Genomic DNA, 17873 nt, shown 5'->3' on the forward strand with positions numbered 1-17873 from the left:
CGTCTGCTCAGACTTCCTGACGCTGAGGCGTGCCCTTCAACAGCCAGATCGTGCCGAGGATTCCTAGCGAACTGAACCCGGCCGTCAGCATCCAGGAGCTCTCCCAGCCGCCCGTCTGCACCGCGAACCACGCGATGAGGAACGGCCCCAGGAAATTGCCCATGTTGAAGATCTGCTGCATCAACCCCATCACCACAGCACTCGAACCATCTGGCTGAGCCAATTCGCCAATCATCCGCGTCAACAACGCCGGCACCGCTCCACCAATCGCCGAAAACGCGACCGCCAACACAAGCGACGCCAACGCTGGGAACGCCGTCTGATCCCACGGGACAGCGAAAAGCCCGATCGACGTCAAAGCCATAGCCGCAAAGGACACGATCACTAGACGCTTTACCGTGACACCCCTGCCCACCAACAGGCCAGCGCCAAGCGCACCCAGGATATTCACCCCACCAACAACCGCGGACATCATCCCCGCCGCCGGCTGCTGAATCCCATACTGCTCATAAATCCGGGGCAAAAAGCCGACAACCGCCATCCACTGGATGCTGTAACAAGCGAAAATAGCGCCGGCCAGCCAAGGACCAGGTCGCGAAATCGTGACCCGCACCAACCGCCACGTCCCCGACCCCTTAGCCGAACCAACTGCCTCATCCCGGGGAACCAGCGCAAGCACGCAAGGAATCAAGGCCAACGTCACAACCGCAGCCCCAACCCACATCGGGCGCCAACCGAACTCCGGCACCACAAACGTACCCGCCATGAAACCGATAAAGGCGGCCAACCCCTGAAACATCGCCCACGCGGTCAACGCGCGAAACACATGCGGGGGCTCAAACCGATCCCGGAGCAACGCCGGCCCCAAAACTACGCAAAAGAGAAAACCGATGCCCTCGAAAGCTCGTGAGACGAAAACCATTGCGGCTGATGAGGCGAAAGCGCCCAACAAGGAGCCGAGGCTCATTAACACCAGGCCCGCCACAATGACCCGCCGCAACCCTAAGCGTTCACCCAGCCACGCCGTCGGCAAACCACCCAGGATGCTGGCAACTTGAATTACGCCGATGAGAACCCCCGCTTGAACGAGTCCCACGCCAAGTTCTTCTGACAGCGACTCCAAAGCCGGAGGAAGCTTCCAAATATGGACAGCGCTCATAATCCCAACAAGAACCACACAAAGCCATGAAGCCGAAGAAGTCTGACTGCGGGTGGATTTCACGGCTCACCTTCTCATCTATTGCTGCCTTAGCTTATTTCGACAATCATGCACAGGTTGGGATATCGAAAGGTTATATCTTCCGTTCTCCGGAAGGCTAGAGTCCGCAGGAAATGCAAGTCTCAAAACTCATATTTCCATTGGTCGGAAATATTTGTGATGCGTGCCACATGTTGCGCTTAGGGTTGCTTCACCAGCATCAGCTACCCCATGAGAGGGGTACCCCGATGAATCTCGTTCAAGGAGTGAGCTCACAGTGACAACCATGGTTGCCCAAGAGGCCCCCACACTCATCGACGCCGTCATTGACGAAGTCGAAGATATTGCTGAGGGCATCGTATCGCTCGTGCTTCGACGCCCCGATGGCCAAGAGTTCCCTCACTGGACCCCGGGTTCCCACATCGACCTGCACCTAGGCAACGGCCTGACTCGTCAGTACTCCTTGTGGTCGCCCGTGGATGATCTGACCCAGTTGCGAGTTGGGGTCTTGCGGACCCTCGATTCACGGGGCGGCTCGGAATGGATCCACGATAACCTCCGTAGCGGCGACCAGATCAGCATTTCCGCACCGCGCAACAACTTCCCGCTGGTTGATTCCCGTAAATACATGTTCATCGCTGGCGGCATCGGCATCACCCCGTTGATTTCGATGATCCAACAGGTTGAAGAGCAGGGTCGGGAATGGCAGCTCTACTACGGAGGCCGGAGCCGAGCCTCGATGGCGTTGGCGAAACAGCTCGAAGAAGAATACGGCACTGACAAGGTCCACATCTTCGACGAGGATGTCCGTGGTCGTCTGGACTTGGAAACCGTTCTCGCTATGCCGCGTGCTCACATGCTGGTTTATGCGTGCGGGCCGAGCGGGATGCTGAAGATCATTGAAGATTTCTGCATGGGCTGGCCTCCAGGAACCTTGCACACCGAAAGGTTCGTAGCTGATTCCCTCGGCGCTGCAGGCAACCCTGACCCCTTCACCGTCGAACTCGCGCGCAGCGGTAAGTCGCTCACTGTTCCTCCCGAGAAATCCATTCTCGAAGTCATGGAAGAGAACGGCACACGAGTACTTTCCAGCTGCCGAGCAGGCCTATGCGGCACATGCGAGACCCGCATCATCGCGGGAGAAGCCGAGCACCGAGACGCCGCGCTCACCCAGGAGGACAAGGACTCCGGTGACGTCATGATGGTGTGCGTTTCACGCGCCGCGGCAGGCTGCAGCCGGCTCGTTCTGGATCTCTAAAACTCTAGGAGGAAAGCAATGAAGACTTTAGAAAAGGTGCCTGTTTTCACCGAAGACCCATACAGCGAATCTGCCCTCCTGGATCCATATCCTTTCCTGGATCGGCTCGCAGCGGCAGGACCTGTCAGCTACCTCGAAGCCACCGGGATCTACGCGATCACCGGTTATGAAGAAGTCTATGAAGTACTCACAGACTTCGAGACCTACGTTTCATCAGGTGGCCTAGGCCCTCGCGATATCCGCAAGGATGCGGGTTGGCGTCCGCCAAGCATCCTCGAATCCGACCCACCCATCCACACGCTCATGCGGCGAGCGCTGACCGGGGTCATCAACCCTGGCACAGTGCGAAAGCTGCGCGAACCGTTCACCCCGCCAGCCGTGGAGCTGGTTTCTGAACTTGCGCATCGTACCCATTTCGATGCGATCAAGGACCTCGCAGAGCTGTACCCGATCAAGGTCTTCCCTGACGCGGTGGGCATTCCAGAAGAAGGACGCGAACACCTCCTGCCGTACGGCAACATGGTTTTCAACGCGTTCGGCCCGGAGAACTACATTTACGAGCAGGCTTTCTTGCACGCGGATGAACACTCCTCCGTGGTGATGAAGGCGTGCGAGCTTGAGTCCCTCTCCCCTGGTGGCTTCGGCATCAAGATTTGGGACAAAGTCAAGGAAGGGCTGATCACGGAACAGCAGGCAACCCTGCTGGTGCGTGCGTTGCTGTCCGCGGGTGTGGACACCACCATCTTCGGAATTGGCAACGTCCTCTCCGTGCTGGCGCGCGAACCAGAAGCCTGGCAAGAACTGCGCAAGCAGCCTCATCTAGCGAAGTTCGCGATCGACGAGGCGCTGCGCCTGGAATCACCGTTCCAGAAGTTCCACCGAACAGTAAGCACTGACACAACCCTGGGCGGAGTTGATCTTCCGGCAGGGACGAAGGTGCTCGTGTTCTTGGGTGCCGCCAACCGTGACCCGGAGAAGTGGGGCCCAGACGCAACCAAGTTCAGCTTGGACCGCACGTCCTCTGGACACGTCGCCTTCGGCATGGGCCTGCACCAGTGCGTCGGCCAGCCGATCGCGCGACTGGAAATGGAGATCGTGCTTCAGCAAATGCTCGAACACGTAGACACCATCTCCCTGGCAGGAGAGCCTAAGCCGATCCTGCACAACGTGCTTCGCGGTTTCGAATCACTCCCAGTGGAGATCAGCGCCGCAAAGTAGTCGTTTCTCCATAGTCACGGTGGGGTTTCCACTTCACCTCGACCACATCAAATCTCCATCTCATCCTGCGTCCCAGGCGGTCAGTGCCTAACGCAGCTAGCCGCCCCTACCCAAAAGTAGAGATAGGAAAGCCATGTCACTCGATACTCGAAAAGTCGAGGTGAAAACCCTCCCGCCTCTTGATAGCTCGGATCCAGCTAACTGGACCTCGCGTAAACGAACTACTTACGGCTGGTCAGTCGCTGTCATGTTGCTGATCCTGATGATGATCAGCTGGGCCGATAAGGCGATTCTTGGCATTGTCGCTATTCCCCTCATGAGGGACCTCGGCATCACGCCTGAACAGTTTGGTCTGTTGGGTAGCGGCGTGTTTTTGCTCTTCGGGGTAGCTCAATTTGTGGCTGCACCGATCGCAAACCGGATTCAGGCCAAGTGGATTCTGCTGTTCCTGTGCCTGGTCTGGTCCATCGCCCAGGTTCCGGTCATCCTGTTCGCTTCCCTGCCGGCACTGTGGCTCAGCCGCATCGTCCTCGGGGCCGGCGAAGGCCCTCTGGCGCCGATCACGATGCACGCTGTCTACAAGTGGTTCCCGGCCAAGCGATCCGCAACTCCGGCGGCTCTGGCTTCCGCTGGCGTGACGCTCGGCATCGTCGCATTCGCGCCAGTTATCGCATGGATTACCGCTACCTACGGCTGGAAGTCGGCCTTCGTTTTCGTTGCCTTGGTCGGTGTCGTCTGGGCGGTTCTCTGGCTCTTCATGGGCAAGGAAGGCCCATATACCTCGGTTGAAGCTGAGCACAAAATCGAAGGCACCAAGCCAGACGAGACGACGGTCGCCGCCGACTCCAAGGTCAAGTACCTCAAGTCTTTCCTGACACCGAGTTGGCTGCTCGCGGTCCTCTGCTCGTTCCTCGGCTACTGGACCTTCACGGTAGCGATGACGTGGTTGCCCGCCTTCTTTGAAACCGTGTACGGAATGTCCACGCAGAAGGCCGGCTCCATGATCGCGTTGCCAGCGATCTGGGGCACGATCTGCACGGTTGGTTTGAGCTGGCTGACGCAGTTCCTTGGCAACCGCGGAATCGCTACACGATTCTCGCGCGGCTGGGTGCTGGGCCTCGCCGCTGCCTTCTCCGGGGCCATGGTGCTTGCGGGAACGTGGGCACACAACCCAACGCTTGCGCTGGTGTTCTTCACCTTCGGTTTCGGCACCGCACCTGCCCTGTTCGCTGTCACCTACCTCGTCGCCGCTGAGACGACGAGCATCGCTCAACGTGGAGCGGTACTGCAGATCACCAACGCGTTCCTGACCTCGGGCGGGCTGTTCGCACCTGCGATTGTGGGTCTGATTGTTGGTGCAGCGGCAACCCCTGCTTTGGGCTACGAACACTCATTCGTCCTGACAGGCACGATGATGGTAATCGCCGGCATCCTCGGCTGCATCGGCATCAACCAGCAGCGCGACCGCCGCAAGCTCGGCCTCGACGCGCCCGTAGCGGCCGCTCAGTAATCACTGCTCAGTGATTGCTATTCAGTGATCGCTAATCACCAAGTCGTGCTGGGCTGAACCGGCGCTGCGCTAGGCACATCAACAGCGCGTCCCAGCCACAAAGCCGCCGTTGGCAACCACCCTGGTCGTCAACGGCGGCTTCCTTTTAATACTGACCTGCATTCTGGAGTGCAACCTGTTCTCATCCATTGGGACACCCTGTTAGAGACCGAGCCGCCACCTTTATGATCGAGTGTGAACGGACGCACACACGAACGGAGGCCCTCGCATGGAACTGACCACCGCCAACGGCACTAAGATCCCCGCACTCGCATTCGGCACGTGGCCACTCCAAGGTGCGGAAGCCACCGAGGCCGTCCGCCACGCCCTCGAACTCGGCTACCGCCACATCGACACCGCGGAAGCCTACGAAAACGAAGACGCCGTCGGCGCGGGCTTGCGCGCCAGCGGCCTCGACCGCAGCGACATCTTCCTCACCACCAAATTCCAGAAGAAATGGCACGGACGCACCGAAGTCCGGCAGGCACTCGAAGGCACCCTCTCACGGCTCGGCCTCGACACCATCGACCTCTACCTCGTCCACTGGCCCAACCCAGACCAAGACCGCTACGTTGAAGCGTGCCAAGGCCTCGAAGACCTCCGCGCGCAAGGCAAGATCCGCAACTGGGGTGTCTCCAACTTCAAGCCACACCACCTCCAGCGGGTCCTCGACGCCGGCCTGGCTCCACAAGTAAACCAGATCTCCGTCAACCCCTACGGCCCGCAAACCGAAATCCAGAAGTTCAACACCGAACACAACGTGCTGACTGCGGCCTACTCACCACTCGGCCGCGGCGGCGAGCTCCTCACCGACCCAACACTGACCCGCATCGGCGAAGAACACGGCAAGAGCCCCGCCCAGGTCGTGTTGCGCTGGCACCTGCAGCAAGGCCGCATCGCAGTTCCACGCTCAGGCAACCCGGAGCGCCAAGCCGAAAACCTCGCCGCGCTCGACTTCGAACTCACCCCAGCCGAGCTGGACGCGATCGACGCCCTTAACCGCAACGACGCCCCACGCCTCGACGCCGACGAGTTCGGTCACTAGGACGGCTCAGCATGGCAAACTCCCCCTCCGGGGATTCGATGCTGGAGAGGATCATCCGCATCCTCTCCGCTTTCGATGCGCACCGGCCTGTGCTCTCGGTGTCCGCTCTGGCGAACCGCGCTGACATCCCCCTGGCTACGTGCTACCGGCTCGTGAACCAGATGTGCGATGCCCAGTTGCTCCGCAAGGACGCGGACGGCAACATCGGGCCCGGCATGCGGCTGTGGGAGCTCGCCTCCCGCTCCTCCCCGGCGCGCGACCTCCGCGCCGCGGCCATGCCTTTCCTCGACGACGTCCAGGCAGTCTTCCGCCAGCACACCCAGCTTGCAGTCCTAGATGGCGATGAGGTGCTCGTCTTGGAACGGTTATCCTCCCGTAATTCGGTGGTCAACAAAGCCACGATCGCCGGTCGTATGCCGCTCCACCAGGTCTCCCTCGGGTTGTCCATGCTCGCCTTCCAGCCGCAAGCCGCCATCGACGCCTACCTGCGGCAACATCCCGAAGCCGCAGACATCTCTTATACGAACACCGGAAACCTGCGCACCACGCTGGCCACCATCCGCCAACGCGGCTACGCACAACTGGACGGCATGGTCGACCACGACACCGCAGGCGCAGCCGTGCCCGTCTTCGCGGCACTCACCGGGCGTGACCGTAACAAGGTGATCGCCTCCATCGGCGTCGTGGTGCCCATCGACTTCGAACAACGCGGAGCCCTCGTCCCCGTGCTGCTGGCCGCAAGCCGCGGCCTGACCCGCGCCCTCTCGGCCCCGGAACCGGAAGAAGATCAGTAACCGCCGGCAACAATTCTCATTCAATGAAAACCGATGTTGAACTCTGTGTTGACTAGATCACACTAGTAGGACTACAAGAACACACTGCTAGTCAGAACAGACTTTGCAGCCTTTTCTGATTCTCAGGAGCACACTTCGTGGCACCAACCATTGAAAAAACCCAAGTAGGTATCGTCGGCGGCGGCCCCGCCGGCCTCATGCTCTCCCACCTGCTCTCCCAGCAGGGCATCAAGAACATCGTGATCGAAAAACGCGATCACGAAACCATCGCGAACACCCACCGCGCTGGCATCCTCGAAACCGGTGCCGTGAAAATGCTGACCGAAACCGGCGTGGACTCCCGCGTGAAGACCCGCGGCTACGAACACGAAGGCATCGACCTTCGCTTCAACGGTGAATCCCACCGCATCAATTTCAAAGAACTCATCGACGCCACCGTGTGGCTGTACCCGCAGAACGACGTGTTCGTCGACCTCGCAGCAACCCGCGAACGCGATGGCGGCGACGTCCGCTTCTCATGCAACGTCACCGAAGTCTTGGATCACCTCACCGACACCCCGAAGATCCGCTACACGGACAGCGAGGGCGGCGAACACGAGATCCACTGCGACATCCTCGTAGGCGCAGACGGCTCCCAGAGCACGTGCCGCCGCTCCATCCCGAAAGAGGAACGCAGCGAAAACTTCATTGAGTACCCGTTCGCTTGGTTCGGCATCCTCACCGAAGCCCCACCAAGCGCTCCGGAGCTGATCTACGCGAACTCCCCACACGGATTCGCCCTGATCTCGCAGCGCAACGAAGAAGTTCAGCGCATGTACTTCCAGTGCGACCCTGAAGAGAACGTTGACGACTGGGATGAGGAACGCATCTGGGCCGAACTGCAGCGCCGCGTCGACGGCCCGGACGGCTTCCAGCTCAAGCGCGGCCCGATCTTCGAAAAAGTTGTGCTGAAGTTCCGCTCCTACGTAGGCGAACCGATGCGTTACGGCAACATGTTCCTTGCCGGCGACGCCGGGCACACCGTCCCACCGACCGGCGCTAAAGGCCTCAACTTGGCTTTCGCTGACGTACAGGTGCTGTTCGATGCGCTCAAGGCCCACTTCATCGACGGCAACTCCGAAGGCCTCGACGGCTACTCGGATAAGGCGCTCAAGCGCGTGTGGAAGGCACAGAACTTCTCTTACTGGATGACCCAGATGCTGCACACCCGCAAGGACGCCACCCCATTCGAAACCAAGCGTGCCCTCGGCGAGCTGAACACCGTCGTCAGCTCCAAGTACGGGCAGTCCTACCTGGCTGAGTCCTACACCGGCTGGCCACACGAAAACTAACCCGCGGGCGCCGAAGCCGACCACCCCGTCGGGCTCAGCCACTCAGCGCCACCGAAGCAGACCACAGACGACAAGGAGCAAATCATGGCAGATGATAAGTTGCCTGTGCTTGACCCGCTGGCCTCCGGCGACTCGCAAGAGCAGATCAGCCAAGAGATGGCAGACATCCACGCAGAATACGAGGCCGCCAAGAAGGCGGACCCGAGCAAAGAAGAAACGCAGCCACGCGTGAACTTCCCGCCATACCGGTCCTCGCTGCTGCGCCACCCAACCAAGAGCATGCACCACGCCGACCCAGAAACCATCGAACTGTGGTCCCCGGCCTTCGGCCACCGCGACGTGCACCCGCTCGAAGCCGACCTCACCATCCAAGGCAACGGCGAACCAATCGGCGAGCGCATCAAGATCCGCGGCAAGGTGCTCGACGGTGACGGCCGCCCGGTGCGTGGCCAGCTCATCGAAATCTGGCAGGCCAACGCCGCCGGCCGCTACGTGCACAAGCGCGACCAGCATCCGGCGCCGATCGACCCTAACTTCACCGGCATCGGCCGCGCCATCACCGGCCAGGACGGCTCCTACGAGTTCACGACCATCAAGCCGGCACCGTACCCGTGGAAGAACCACCACAACGCGTGGCGCCCAGCGCACGTGCACTTCTCGCTGTTCGGTACGGACTTCACGCAACGCATGATCACCCAGATGTACTTCCCGGGCGATCCGCTGTTCTCGCTGGACCCGATCTACCAGGCGATCACTGACCAAAAGGCGCGCGACCGCCTCGTCGCTAACTACGACCACTCCGTGACCAGCCACGAATGGAACACCGGATACCAATGGGACATCATCCTTACCGGTTCCAACCGGACCTGGATGGAGGACGGAGAAGACCATGCCTAAAGAGAAGCTTGTACCTACCCCTGGCCAGACGATCGGCCCGTTCTTCGGTTACGCCCACCCGCACGAGCAGGTCCACTTACCGTGGTGGGACGGCCAGAACCTTGTTCCACCGGGCCACCCTGAGGCTGTCCGCCTGACGGGCACGGTGTACGACGGCGCGGGCGAGCCGATCCCGGACGCGATGCTGGAGATCTGGCAGGCCGATGAGAACGGCAACATCGTGCAGAACGACGGCTCGCTGGTGCGCGACGGCTTCACGTTCACCGGTTTTGGTCGCGGCATCGTCGATAACGTCGGCACCTACACGTTCTCGACCGTGAACCCTGGCCCTACCGAAGAAGGCAAGGCGGCGTTCATCGCGGTGGTCGTGTTCGCCCGCGGCCTGCTGAACAAGCTGCACACCCGCATCTACCTCCCGGAGGATGAAGAAGCGCTCGCGAATGACCCGGTGTTGCAGTCCCTGGATGAGGATCGCCGCAAGACCCTCATCGCTACCCGCGGCGAGGACGGTTCCCTGCACTTCGACATCCACCTGCAGGGTGAAAAGGAAACGGTGTTCTTCCAGTTCCCAGGGATCGACTACCCTGACAACTAAAAGCTAGGAGTGATGCGCGTGCCGAATGCTGACTACGGAGTCCTCAGCCCCGCGTGGGCTGGGAGCCAGACGGCCGCGCTCGCTAGCGATCACGCGTTCATCCAGGCACTGCTCGATGTGGAGCGGGCTTGGTCTGTTGTGCTCGCCGATGCGGGTCTCATTCCGGGTGAGCATCTCGCCCCGATCAATGAGGCCGCTGATGCTGGCGCATATGATCTCGATGCGATTGCCGCCGCCGCTGTGGGCGGCGGCAATCCGCTGATCCCGTTACTGAACGCCTACCGCGCTAAGGTCGCGGAGAGTGACCCAGCCGCCGCATCGAGCATCCACATTGGCGCGACGAGCCAAGACATCATGGACACCGCCATGATGCTGCTCATCCGGCGTGCGGGCGCACAGACCCTGGCCACGGTGAAGCAGGCCGTGGTCGCTTTGGAGAACCTGGCCCGCGAACACCGGGACACCCCGATGGTCGCGCGCTCGCTGACCCAGCATTCGCTTCCGGCGACGTTCGGTTGGCGGGTCAGCCACTGGCTCCAAGCCCTCGCGCAAGCCGGCCAGCATCTCCAAGAAACCCTCGCGCAGACCGCGCTGCAGTGGGGCGGCGCGGCCGGAACGCGTGCCTCGCTCCAAGACTTCCTGACCCGCGCTGGACGCTCCGGCGGCGCTGACACCGCCAGCACCGTCACCGCTGACGAACTGATCGCCAACCTCGCGGACAAGCTGGGCCTCCAGAACCCGCCGCCGTGGCAAGCCAACCGCATCCCAGTCCTGGTGCAGGCGAACTCTTTCGCGCAACTCGCGGCGGCGTGCGGCAAGATCGCCAATGACGTCCTCATCAGTGCGCGTAGCGAAAACGGCGAACTCGGGGAGCCTCTCGCTGCAGGCCGCGGGGTCTCCTCCGCTATGCCGCACAAGCAAAACCCGGTGCTGTCCGTGCTCATCAAGAACGCCGCCCTGACTGCGCCGCAGCTGCTCGCGCAGGTGTACACGGGCGCCTCCGCCAACGTCGAGGAGCGTGCCGATGGCGGCTGGCACACCGAATGGGAGGCCCTGCGTGGGCTGGTCCGCACGAGTGGAGCGGCCGCCGAAAAGACCCACGAGCTGGTCTCCGGCTTGCGCGTGTTCCCTGACCGCATGGCCGAAAACCTTGCCCGCCACGGTGAGCTGCTGGCCACCGAACGCATGGTCGCGCATCTTGCGCCGCGGCTGGAAGAAACCGGGCATGCCGATGCAGGGCAAGGCAAGAAGCAGCTGCAGGGCCTGATCTCTCGCGCACTTTCAGAAGGCACCCCGCTCAAGCCGCTCTTGCTGGCGGAACTGCCGCGGGACGTCGTCACCGAAACAGATTTGAACGACTTGCTGGACCCCACCGCCTACACCGGGGACGCCACCAAGCTCGTTGACCACATCATCTCCACCTACACCGACTGGAGTCATTCATGACCGCACCAAACATCGTTGCCGTTCAGCTCACTGAAGCGGATCAGACCAAGCCACTGCTGCTCGTCGGCCCCGGACTAGGTACGGGCGTTGAGGCGCTGTGGACGCTGTGCGCCAACGAGCTCGCGGCCGATTTCGAAGTGATCGGCTACGACCTTCCAGGCCACGGCCGCTCGCCAGCCTCGACGGAGGAGTTCACCCTCGAGGAGCTCGGTGATTCCGCGGCAGCGATCACCGCCGAACAGGCCGCCGCTGGCCGTCAGGTGTTCTTCGCCGGCGTTTCGGTTTCGGGTGCGGTTGCGCTCGAGCTCGCGCTCAAGCACGGGGACAAGTTCACCGCGGTGGCGCCGATCTGCTCGGCCGCTAAGCTCGGCATCCCGGAGGCATGGAAGGAACGCGGCGAGCTGGTGGCGAAGGCCGGCACCCCGACGATGGTGACCGGTTCCGCTGAACGCTGGTTCGCGCCGGGCTTCATCGAGAAGCACCCGGAACGCACCACCAACCTGCTGCACACCCTGCAGAACGCTGACCGCTTCGCTTACGCACACGTCTGCAACGGCCTCGCCGGCTACGACGTGCGCGACCGCCTGGGTGAGATCACCATCCCTGTCGTGGCGATGGGCGGCGCGGCTGACCCGGTGTGCCCGCCGGAAGACATCGACTTCATCGCCAAGAACGTCCCGGACGGTGTTGGCATCATCATCGACGACGCGGCACACCAGGCGCCGCTCGAACAGCCAGAGGAGACCGCGTCAGCTTTGCGCGAGCACTTCCTCGGTGCCGGTCACGGTGGCGGCGCTACTCAGAGCGGCGCGGCGCCGAAGGATGGCGCGGTGCAGGATGGTTCCGCACAGAACGGTGCGGCGACGTTGCAGGAAGTTTTCGATAACGGCATGAAGGTGCGCCGCGAAGTGCTCTCGGATGCGCACGTGGACCGCGCGAACGCGAACAAGGACGAGTTCAGTGAGGACTTCCAGGACCTCATCAGCAAGTACGCGTGGGGCACTATTTGGACTCGCCCTGGACTGGATCGGCGTATGCGTTCGGCGGTGACGCTGACCGCGATGGTCGCTGGCGGGTATTGGGAAGAGCTCGCGATGCACGTCAAGGCCGCCCGCCGCAACGGCGTCACTGTGGAGGAGATCAAGGAGATCCTGTTGCAGACCGCGATCTACTGCTCGGTACCTGCCGCCAACGTGGCGTTCAAGACCGCTAAGGAAGCCCTCGCCGAGTACGACGCCGAACAGTAAACCACTCGATGCGACGGCCGCGGGCAGGTAGATCAGCTCGCGGCCGCTTCAGGTGGGCCGTTCTCAGTGTGCGGCTGGGATCGCGGAATACACCACGAGGTCACGGACCTCACCGCGCAGGACCTCACCGTTACGGCGAACGCCCTCATTCGTGTAACCGGCTTTTTCGGCGACCCTTCGGGACGCCGCGTTGTCCGGGTGAACACACAGTTCAACCCGGGCCGCCTCGCGCTCCAGAGCCCACGCCGTCACCAACCGGACCGCCTCGGTCATGAGGCCGCGCCCGCGCGCCCAGGGGGCTGTCATGTAGCCGATGGACACGTAGTGCTCGTTGTGGACTCGTAGCTCGATCTGCCCCATGAACCGGCCGCGCGCCGGGCTGTCGGGAACTGAGCCGTCGGGGACGGTAATGACCCAACGCGTTGCTGGCGCCTGCCTGCACCATTCGAGCGCCATCTCACGCGTATAGCTCAAGGGCACCTGCGTCCACTCAACCACCGCAGGGTCCTGGCATGTGGCTAAGAGATCGTCCGCATCGGACTCGCGGAAGTGGCGCAGCACCACGCCGCCGCCGGACAACTCGGCGGTATCGAAACGAAAATTCTCTGCAGGTCCCATGTCAGGCACCCTCCGCTACGCGCAACAGCAAACCTCGCAAGGAATCCTGCGTGACTTCACGCGGATTCCCCTCCGGGATCGCACCCCAAGCCAACTCCACTGCGCGATCCACTCCGGCCGCATCGAAACCCTGCTTGTTCGAGCTCCGCCCGTTCGCACCTTGCCCAGCTAAGCCGGTCTGCGCGTCAACACGCTCATACAACCGCAACAACGCGTCCACTGCCTCAGCGGCCGGGTCATCCGCGGAGGCGTCTCCGCCGAGCGCCCCCGCGAGCCTAGCCGCAACGTCCGGCACCGCCGGCGCATTGAACGCGAGCACGTAAGGTAGCACGGTCGCGTGCGTCAACGCGTGCGGGGTATCGAACGCCCCACCAATCACGTGGCACAGCTTGTGATGCAAACCAGACCCCGCCGAGGCGAACGCAACACCCGCCAAGTATGCGCCATACAGCGCCTGCCCCAACGCCCCCACATCAGGTACTCCGGCGTCCGTATCAGCCTCAGCATCCACACAGAGGCCGACACGTGAGCTCACGATGCGGGGCATGCTTTCCGTAAGAGCGCGCAGCCCCTCGATCGCAATGGCTTGGTTCAGCGGGTTCGCTCGCGGCGCCCACATGGAATCCACACAATGCGCCACCGCGTTCAAGCATGAACTCACCTCAAGCTCCACGGGCAGGCCCGCTAACAGCTTCGCGTCATAGATCACCGCGAACGGACGGACCGCGTCATCCACTCCCGTGACTTTGCGCCCCTCGCTGGTCTCCCCCCACATGGCGGTCGCCTCAGAACCTGAAAATGTTGTCGGCACCGCGATCACCGGGATCTTATGTTGCAGCGCAACCGCCTTGGCGAGCCCCGTCGCGGAACCGCCACCCACGCTCACCACAGCATCCGCTGCAACCTCAGCCGCAACATCGCGGGCCCTATCCGCAACATCCTTCGGAACATGCATCCGCACTTCGTCATGCCACACCGCCACCGGGACATCCGCCGCAATTCGGCGAGCGACCTCACGCTGCGAACCCGAAGCGATCACCATGACACGCTCAGCACCCAGCTCCGCGACAACCTCACGCAAAAAGCGCGCCGCCTCGCCCGCGCCGAAACAGACCTTCTGCCCCAACGTTGCATCAGAAAACACAGTTTCACCCGTGAACACGAACATCACCCTTCCCGGTCGGCTTCTCGGTCGGCTCACCTGCGGCGCCAGAGGCATCAGTAAGGCCAGCGTCAACGGCATGCCCCGAGGCGTCAACGATGCGCACCTCGCCGGCTTCGGCATCGTCACCTGCAGCCGCATCGGCACTAGCCCCCACATCGGCATCAGACATTGCAGCAAACCGCTTACGCATAACCTCGATCGCTTCCGGATTCTGATCGATCAACAGGAACTTGCGGCCCAACTCACGCGCCGCCGCCCCCGTGGTTCCGGAGCCACCAAAGAAATCCAGCACCGTATCGCCCGGCTTCGAACTCGCCGCAACGATGCGCCGCAAAATACCTAGCGGCTTCTGCGTCGGATACCCCGTCTTTTCCTTGCCCATCGGAGAAACGATCGTGTGCCACCACACGTCCGTAGGCAACTTCCCGCGTTCCCGCTTCTCCTTCGTCACCAACCCAGGCGCCATATAAGGTTCACGGTCCACCTCATCGGAATCAAACCAATACCGCGCAGGATCCTTCACATACACCAGGATGTTGTCGTGCTTAGCAGGCCACCGCTTAGTGGTGCGAGCCCCATAGTCATACGCCCAAATGATCTCGTTCAGGAACCCCTCACGCCCAAACAAGCCATCCAACAAAACCTTCGCGTAATGCACCTCCCGGTAATCCAGGTGCACATACAACGTCCCATCCGGGGTCAACAACCGGTACGCCTCCGCGAGCCGCGGACCCAGGAAATCCCAGTACTGCGCAAACGCGTCGTCATACGCCAACGCCGCCCCACGCAACGTCACATACGAATACCCACCAAAACCAACACGGTCCCCCACCTCATCAGCGCCGGCCCGCTTAGTACGCAACGACTGGCGCGACTGCTTACGGCCAGTGTTGAACGGCGGGTCAACATAGATCAGAGGGAAACTCTCATCAGGCAGCCGGCGCAAAACCTCGAGGTTATCCCCCACCACAATCGTGTCCGGATCCCCCGGCGCCCACAACGCGCCGCCATCAACTTGTTCCGTCACCTACACGCCCTTCGCCGCCGAACTCACCACTACACAACCGCTAGCACTACGCAACTGCTAGCACTGCAGATCCTCTAACACTGCGCAACTGCTAGCTTAGACAACATGCGAACACCCGTACCGGATTACCTCCAAGACATCATGGAGTCCTGCGTCGACGACGGCGAAGTCGCCAGCTACATCCCCGAACTCGCCAACGCGAACCCCAACACGTTCGGTATCGCGTTGTGCATGGACGACGGCACCGTCTATGAAGTCGGCGACTACCAGCACGAATTCTCGCTCCAATCCGCCGCTAAACCGTTCGCATACGCGCTCGCCGTGGAACACCTAGGGCCCGATGGGGTCGAAGATCACGTAGGCGTGGAACCTTCCGGTGACGCCTTCAACTCCGCCTCCGTTGACGCTAAAACAGGCAAGCCCAGCAACCCGATGATCAACATCGGCGCGATCACGACCTACGCGCTCACTGGTCCCATCAGCTTGACCCCCGAGGAACGCTTCGACAACGTGCGCCTGGGGATGTCCCGTTTTGCTGGCCGTGAACTCGAACCAGACATACCCGTCTATGAATCGGAGATGGCCAACGCGTGGCGCAACCTCTCGCTCGCCTACCTCGTCCGATCCACCGGGCACTTCACCCTCCCACCCCACGACGTCGTCGACGGCTACACGAAAGTGTGCTCCCTCAAAGTCACGCCGCACGACCTCGCCGTGATGGGCATGACGCTCGGCAACGGCGGCATCAACCCCGTCACCGAAGAACGTGTGGTCAGCGAAGATACCGCCCAACGCGTGCTGTCCGTGATGTCCACGTGCGGAATGTACGACGCCTCGGGCGACTGGATGACCGACGTCGGCATCCCCGCTAAATCCGGGGTTTCCGGCGGTATCGTCGGCGTCCTCCCAGGACAGGCCTCGCTCGCGACGTTCTCTCCGCGGCTGGACCGCTACGGCAACTCCGTTCGCGGCCTCCAAGCCTTCACACGGCTCTCGCAAGACCTCGGCCTGCACATCATGTCGCTGCCACCCACCGGCGAATCGACCGTCCGCTCCGTAGCCCGCCGCAACCAAGGCGACGGCCCCGAACTGCACGTCGAGATCCAAGGCCCACTACGCTTCTCCTCCGCGGAACGCGTCATGCGAACACTCGCCGCGCTCCCGGTCAGCGACGAACCCGTGGTCCTCGACGTCTCCCGCGTCGGTTCCGCCGACCGCATCAGTGTGCGCATGATCCACGAATCCATGCACCGCCTCCACACCGACGGCCACCAAGTCATGGTCCGCGACCCCAACGGCGTGCTCCGCGACCGCTGGGACTACAACTGGGACGAATAATCCCTCGCGCCGGTGCTCGCCCTTGCGCTGGCTGGCTCACCCGCATAGCCTCACAAACAGCAAAGCTTTCACCCACGCACGGCGTCACCCAAGAGAGCAGGTCACGATGTCCCACACCCCTCCGCAGCCGTGGACCGGCCGGATCGACGGTGACGGCCCCGAACACGCCCGCTGGCACTCCACCATCCAGCCGCTACGACTCGATGGCGCAGGGCACGATGCGGTGGCGGCCGATGCGGATGCAGAACCCGGAACTGTGCTGCTTGGTTTCGCCTCGGACGAGGGTGTGCGGCGTAATCAGGGTCGTGTAGGTGCCGCGGAGGGCCCTCAAAAGTTGCGCGAAATGCTCGCCTCGATGGCTATCCACTCCACAACAGGCAAACCCAACCACCCGAAATACGATGCGGGAAACATCAACGTCACTGACGGCGACCTCGAAACCGGCCAGGCGGCCTTCGGCGAACAGATCGCAACACTGCTTGGCGCCGGCCACTTCACGGTAGGGCTCGGCGGCGGCCACGAAATCGCGTACGCAAGCTACCTCGGCGTCGCCGAATACCTCACCCGCCTTCACGACGGCGAACCGTTCACTCTCGGCGTCCTCAACCTCGACGCCCACTTCGACCTCCGCGAAGCCGAACAACCCACCTCCGGGACCGGCTTCCTCCAAATGCACCACGCAGAAACCGAGGCCGGCAGAAAACTGCACTACGGCATCGTCGGCATCAGCTCCGCATCCAACACCAACACCCTGTTCCGGCAAGCCAAAGCCATGGGTGCAGAGTTCCTCCTCGACACCGAATGCAGCCACCGCGACGAAGTCACCGGCTTCATCCGCGACTTCAGCAGCCAAGTGGACCACCTCTACCTCACGATCGACCTCGACGTCCTGCCCGCCGCGACCGCGCCGGGCGTCTCCGCGCCAGCCGGCTACGGCGTCGACCTCCCCACGATCCACGCCGCGGCACTCACCGCGGCCCGCAGCAAAAAACTCGTGCACCTCGACATCGCAGAGCTCAACCCGAGCCTCGACATCGACAACCGCACCGCCCGCACGGCAGCGCGGCTCATCGACGACATCGTGCGCGCCCACGAAAACACGCGCACCTAAACTAGCCACACAACCGAGCCGCTAAACGACCAAGCA

The 17873-nt window shown here is 62.2% G+C and carries 15 protein-coding genes and 1 pseudogene; 12 read left to right on the forward strand and 4 right to left on the reverse strand.

Annotation, left to right across the window (positions count from 1 at the left end; all coding sequences use genetic code 11):
- Window positions 1-7: 7 nt before the first annotated feature.
- Window positions 8-1222 carry an MFS transporter gene (locus tag JOD50_RS04040; protein WP_338052003.1) on the reverse strand — a complete coding sequence of 405 codons (1215 nt, stop codon included), beginning with the start codon at window positions 1220-1222 and terminating at the stop codon, window positions 8-10.
- Between the two features lie 262 nt (window positions 1223-1484).
- Here JOD50_RS04040 and JOD50_RS04045 point away from each other — a divergent pair, with 262 nt between their 5' ends.
- The 10 genes from JOD50_RS04045 (at window position 1485) to pcaDC (ending at window position 12578) form a co-directional block, all read left to right on the forward strand.
- A complete protein-coding gene (locus JOD50_RS04045; protein ID WP_204881522.1) occupies window positions 1485-2456 on the forward strand; it encodes a PDR/VanB family oxidoreductase in 972 nt (323 codons plus the stop codon).
- 18 nt (window positions 2457-2474) lie between these two features.
- Window positions 2475-3674: a cytochrome P450 gene (locus tag JOD50_RS04050; RefSeq protein WP_204880512.1), complete on the forward strand. Its 1200-nt coding sequence runs from the start codon at window positions 2475-2477 to the stop codon at window positions 3672-3674.
- A 133-nt stretch (window positions 3675-3807) separates the two neighbouring features.
- Window positions 3808-5184 (forward strand): MFS transporter, encoded by a 1377-nt coding sequence (locus JOD50_RS04055; RefSeq protein ID WP_204880513.1) that lies wholly within the window; start codon window positions 3808-3810, stop codon window positions 5182-5184.
- 268 nt (window positions 5185-5452) lie between these two features.
- A complete protein-coding gene (locus JOD50_RS04060; RefSeq protein ID WP_204880514.1) occupies window positions 5453-6268 on the forward strand; it encodes an aldo/keto reductase in 816 nt (271 codons plus the stop codon).
- An 11-nt stretch (window positions 6269-6279) separates the two neighbouring features.
- Window positions 6280-7062 (forward strand): IclR family transcriptional regulator, encoded by a 783-nt coding sequence (locus JOD50_RS04065; RefSeq protein ID WP_204880515.1) that lies wholly within the window; start codon window positions 6280-6282, stop codon window positions 7060-7062.
- 137 nt (window positions 7063-7199) lie between these two features.
- Complete coding sequence (locus JOD50_RS04070) at window positions 7200-8393, forward strand: 4-hydroxybenzoate 3-monooxygenase (RefSeq protein ID WP_338052004.1); 1194 nt, start codon at window positions 7200-7202, stop codon at window positions 8391-8393.
- Between the two features lie 84 nt (window positions 8394-8477).
- Entirely contained in the window at window positions 8478-9290 is an 813-nt protein-coding gene (gene pcaH / locus JOD50_RS04075) for a protocatechuate 3,4-dioxygenase subunit beta (protein ID WP_204880516.1), read from the forward strand.
- Complete coding sequence (gene pcaG, locus JOD50_RS04080) at window positions 9283-9885, forward strand: protocatechuate 3,4-dioxygenase subunit alpha (protein WP_204880517.1); 603 nt, start codon at window positions 9283-9285, stop codon at window positions 9883-9885. Before pcaH ends, pcaG begins: the two co-directional genes overlap by 8 nt.
- A 12-nt stretch (window positions 9886-9897) precedes the next feature.
- On the forward strand, window positions 9898-11331 hold the full coding sequence (locus tag JOD50_RS04085; RefSeq protein WP_204880518.1) for a lyase family protein: 1434 nt from the start codon (window positions 9898-9900) through the stop codon (window positions 11329-11331).
- Complete coding sequence (gene pcaDC / locus JOD50_RS10730) at window positions 11328-12578, forward strand: bifunctional 3-oxoadipate enol-lactonase/4-carboxymuconolactone decarboxylase PcaDC (RefSeq protein ID WP_204880519.1); 1251 nt, start codon at window positions 11328-11330, stop codon at window positions 12576-12578. Before JOD50_RS04085 ends, pcaDC begins: the two co-directional genes overlap by 4 nt.
- A 63-nt stretch (window positions 12579-12641) precedes the next feature.
- Here the strand turns inward: pcaDC and JOD50_RS04095 are convergent, their stop codons facing one another.
- The 3 genes and pseudogenes from JOD50_RS04095 to JOD50_RS04105 form a co-directional block, all read right to left on the reverse strand.
- Window positions 12642-13196, reverse strand: coding sequence for a GNAT family N-acetyltransferase (locus JOD50_RS04095; protein WP_204880520.1), 555 nt, complete (start codon window positions 13194-13196; stop codon window positions 12642-12644).
- 1 nt (window position 13197) lies between these two features.
- A complete protein-coding gene (locus JOD50_RS04100) occupies window positions 13198-14340 on the reverse strand; it encodes a maleylacetate reductase (RefSeq protein ID WP_338052005.1) in 1143 nt (380 codons plus the stop codon).
- A 184-nt stretch (window positions 14341-14524) separates the two neighbouring features.
- A pseudogene (locus JOD50_RS04105) lies at window positions 14525-15388 on the reverse strand (DNA-methyltransferase); the annotation flags it as partial.
- 105 nt (window positions 15389-15493) lie between these two features.
- Between JOD50_RS04105 and glsA the strand changes: the two are divergent.
- Window positions 15494-16726 carry a glutaminase A gene (gene glsA, locus JOD50_RS04110; protein ID WP_204880522.1) on the forward strand — a complete coding sequence of 411 codons (1233 nt, stop codon included), beginning with the start codon at window positions 15494-15496 and terminating at the stop codon, window positions 16724-16726.
- Between the two features lie 106 nt (window positions 16727-16832).
- The gene (hutG, locus tag JOD50_RS04115) at window positions 16833-17837 is read left to right on the forward strand and encodes a formimidoylglutamase (RefSeq protein ID WP_204880523.1); all 1005 of its coding nucleotides are present in this window, start codon (window positions 16833-16835) and stop codon (window positions 17835-17837) included.
- Window positions 17838-17873 lie beyond the last annotated feature (36 nt).

It is taken from the genome of Pseudoglutamicibacter cumminsii (assembly GCF_016907775.1).
Lineage (GTDB): Bacteria > Actinomycetota > Actinomycetes > Actinomycetales > Micrococcaceae > Pseudoglutamicibacter > Pseudoglutamicibacter cumminsii.